This is a genomic window from Maribacter sp., from assembly GCF_049667165.1.
In the GTDB taxonomy this organism is placed as follows: domain Bacteria; phylum Bacteroidota; class Bacteroidia; order Flavobacteriales; family Flavobacteriaceae; genus Maribacter_A.
Window position 1 is genome coordinate 1 of record NZ_JBATHS010000311.1, and the last position, 3655, is coordinate 3655.

Genomic DNA, 3655 nt, shown 5'->3' on the forward strand with positions numbered 1-3655 from the left:
GTATTCTTGTACCAAATGTTCTCGATATCCTCCTTTTGGCGGACTGGCAATTTTTCCTCTTCGCTTCACTTCAAGGAAAAACCACTCGAACTGACAGTCGTTTCTGCTTTTATACAATCACGCATAGTATTACTTTTTCATGTTTACCAAAAACTTGGAGATTGCCGGCCCGATCGGCAGGGCAGGCTTCGTACCTCGCAATGACGGAGCATAGGACTTTTAAGACAGCTTCATTTCCTTCCCTCGATATCAAAACTTTAAATCATAATCCGAAATACGGGCGGAGTATTCAGCCCCCAAGATGCCCTTGGGCATTCCCAACGCAAAGGGCGATGGGGTTACCCATTCGCTTTGGACCCCTTTTATCATCATGCTCCCTTTGGGATCTAGGCTGGCAAAGGCATACAAGGGATCTTTATAAGTCGCTAAATTGGGTAACCATTTGTAGGATGCATACATATCCTTGGGGTAGCGGGCTGTGTTATTATATTTGTCCTCCATCCATTGGTACGACATACTGTTTATCTCTATATAATCAATCCCATTTTGATGATGATGATAATCGATATGGTCGTGCCCATTCATACAACAGACCACCTTGCTTTTGTGGGCTTCCATGATTTTTTGCACCGTCAAACGATTTTTGACGCCCCATTGGTAGTGCCAAAGGCTTTGGTGCGAAAAGACAATGGTGGGTAACCCGGTGGCTTCCAAATCGGCTTTGAACCATTCGATCTGTTCGTCATTGATAAAGGTTCGGAGACTACTATCTACATAAAAATTGGACCTTTCATAATCGATGAATTTGCCATCTTCATATAAAAAATTGGCATCCAATACGATAAAATGGAATCCTTCAACATCATAGGAATAATAGGTTTTGGGCATTCCCCAGAAATCGAGCATTTCCGCTTTAGAATTGCGGTCCATATAATGGTTGCCCAACACATGGTATTTCGGTCCTTTGTAGGTGTTCCATATCTGCAGAAAGTCCTTGTTCTTCTTATCGGCCATACAGAAATCCCCCAATTGGATGATGAAATCGACCTTTCTATGATTGGCTTCGGATATAAAGCCTTTTAACCGCGTATCGGCATCGGGCATGAGGTCCTTATGGACATCGGCCATAATCCCAAAATTCAATACCTTGCCCGTATCTTGGGCTATACTTGAAGGGGTAAAGGAGAGCAACGTGGTAGGCCATACGGCCAACGATGCCCCAATTCCCAATCGATTAATAAATTCCCTTCGTTTCATACCAAACTATACTTCTATTCAATTTTTTGTGATGACCCCAATCTCCCCAAAAGTAGTGTGATAATCCTCCCCGGCCACTTTGATGCCCCTTAATTTTATATATCGGCCTTTGGTCGGCTTAAACAATATTTTTTGTTCCAAACGGCTGTTGACGATATTGGCGAATTCGCCCCGGACGACCCGTTCCCACTTGCTATTATCCGTACTTACATAAAACTCATAATTGGTGATGATTCCAAAGGGATAGCGCTCCTGTATGGGCCAATACGTAAACCCTGCAAGGGAATAGGTCTTGCCCAGGTCGATGACCACTTCCTGTATGGTGGTCACTCCCCTATCCGTAGCCCAAAAGGTGTCGGGGTTATCATCGATCAATTTCTTGGCCTCGATCATATTCCCCGTAGTCGTGTATACAATTTTCCAATTCGTTTTGGAGATGTCAAACTCCTTTGTCGTCACCTCCGTCCTTGCCGTTGTCTTAGCGTCGTAGGCGAAACATTTTACTATTGTGGGGGTCTTGACCCGAAAAGGTCCTTCATATTTTATTGAGGAAGTTGATGGTTCGCTCCCATCCAAGGTGTAATAGACCTCCACTTCTTTATCCGGCACTGACAAACTGACCATGCCTTCCCGAGATCTTTTGATAACCGGTATTGTCAAGAGATTGGGTGCCCTATACATCTCGATGTTCGATAGTGCAATAGGACCCTTGGCATCCATGATCTGTACCTTGATCTTGTCGGCCTTGACCGTCTCAAATCTAAGGATACGTTTGTAGCCTATGGTGGATTGTCCATCGATCTCATACCACTTGCCATCGATTTCGGCGGAAATGATAAAATTCTTTATGCGTTGGCCCAAGGGGATGTATTCCTGCAACAGGATTCGATTTACCTCGGTAGGGGCTTCGAATTCAAAGACCAAGGAGGCTCTAGTTACCGTATCACTAGTGGCCCAATACGTCGCTGGGTTCCCATCGTTGACATTGGTTGCTTTGTATGCCAAATGATCAGGGCGTTCGTTCGTAGCCGATACTTTTAGGCCTTGGGCCAGCTCGGTCCCAAAATCAAGATCCAACTGTTTTCGTAAGGCCATTAATTGTGCTACATCGCTTTCATGTACCAACCCACGATTATCGACCGGAAGGTTCAAGAGTAGGGATGCATTTCTACCCACGGAGTGGTAATAAATATCCAATAACCGGGGCAGGGACTTTACTTGATGGTCCTCACCGGGATGGTAGTACCATCCTGGGCGAATGGAAACATCGACCTCGGCCGGTAACCAATGGGTGCCATCTTCATGGCCCGAACGCAACTCCACATAACGTGGCCATCCCGGATAGATTTCATTCCTACGCATGATGCTCCAATTGGTCTCGTTGGCCCATCCTTCCTCATTACCTACCCACCGTATATCAGGACCCCCATCACTAAAAATCACGGCATTGGGTTGCAATTCACGAACAATATCGACAGCCGTATCCCATTCGTAATAGATCTGGTTGTTGATTTTACGGGTTTCATTGGCTCCCCCATAATACCCAGACCCCCCGTTGGCCCCATCGAACCAGACCTCAAAAACTTCCCCATAATTGGTCAATAATTCCCTCAGTTGTTCATGAAAGACGGACACGTATTCTGGTCTGCCATAATCGGTATGGTTTCTGTCCCAAGGGGAAAGATATACCCCAAATTTGAGTCCGTATTCCTTACAGGCTTCTGAAAGATCTTTAAGTACGTCGCCTTTGCCTTCTTTCCAAGGCGAATTTTTTACGGAGTGCTCCGTGGTCTTGGTGGGCCAAAGACAAAAGCCATCGTGGTGTTTGGCGGTTAGGATAATACCTTTCATCCCTGCGTCCTTGGCCACTTTCGCCCATTGTCGCGTATCGAGATTCGTGGGATTGAACTGCTCCGGTTTTTCGCCCCCGGTACCCCACTCCATATTGGTGAAGGTATTCATGTTAAAATGTACAAAAGCATAATATTCCAGTTCATGCCATGCCAATTGCCGGTCTGAAGGTAGAGGGCCAATAGGTGCAAGCGATGCTGTCTTATTGCATGCTTGCAGGAAGACCAAAAGCACTATAATTACCAGTCGAAATTTTTCCATATTCACTATTTTGTACCTTATATTCCAATCCCTTCCGACCTTTACGTTGCCGTCAGGGCCACCTTCCCTTGACCGAGGGAAGGAGCTTATAATTGGTTCCCCTCTAAAGCTCTCCTCGTGGATTTATGTATTCTTCTAGACATTTTTCTACCCTTCCGGCCCTGACGATACTGTCAGGGCCACCTTCCCTAATCAAGGGAAGGAGCTTTTTTGATTTTCACCACCCGTGCCACATTCCATATTGTATAAACATCCATAAATTCAACCCTTCCGGCCCTGACCATGC

At 45.7% G+C, this 3655-nt stretch carries 2 protein-coding genes; both read right to left on the reverse strand.

All coding sequences use genetic code 11. The features are described 5' to 3' along the window. Positions 1-249 precede the first annotated feature (249 nt). Positions 250-1257, reverse strand: coding sequence for a metallophosphoesterase family protein (locus tag WBM98_RS14475; protein ID WP_424366736.1), 1008 nt, complete (start codon positions 1255-1257; stop codon positions 250-252). Between the two features lie 18 nt (positions 1258-1275). Continuing rightward, positions 1276-3369 (reverse strand): alpha-L-fucosidase, encoded by a 2094-nt coding sequence (locus WBM98_RS14480; protein ID WP_424366737.1) that lies wholly within the window; start codon positions 3367-3369, stop codon positions 1276-1278. Positions 3370-3655: the final 286 nt, after the last annotated feature.